Here is a 333-nt window from a genome sequence, read left to right as displayed (position 1 = left end):
CAACAGCACATATTCCTTTAGTGTTGGAGACACGTCGCGCCCTGGCTCTATTGTCACACCTGGTGGCACGGTGTCACGCACTTGGGATACCGCAGGGAACTTGAAGCAAAGAGCTACGCCGGACGGGAATACACAGTACACGTGGGACGGCGCCAACCGGCCAACGAAAGCAGTTGCAACGGTCGCAGGCAGCAAGACGGTAACAACCGTGGAGTACAGCGACAACAGTTCACTGCGCCCGCATCTGGTCGCGATGCCTGGCAAGATCAGGGCGTTCGTCTATGACACACAAGGTAACGTCACCGGCTACGCAGAGTGGCAGACAACCGACCT

1 protein-coding gene is annotated in these 333 nt (G+C 57.7%); it reads left to right on the top strand.

Features of this window, described 5'->3' with window-relative positions; genetic code table 11:
* Positions 1-100: 100 nt before the first annotated feature.
* Positions 101-333 (top strand): hypothetical protein (locus P0D70_RS36900; protein WP_408188144.1); only part of this gene is annotated, 233 nt, incomplete at its 3' end.

This window comes from Paraburkholderia sp. RL17-381-BIF-C (assembly GCF_046026435.1).
In the GTDB taxonomy this organism is placed as follows: Bacteria; Pseudomonadota; Gammaproteobacteria; order Burkholderiales; family Burkholderiaceae; genus Paraburkholderia.
Note: the sequence above shows the minus strand (reverse complement) of the source record. Positions and strands in the feature narration are given on the sequence as shown.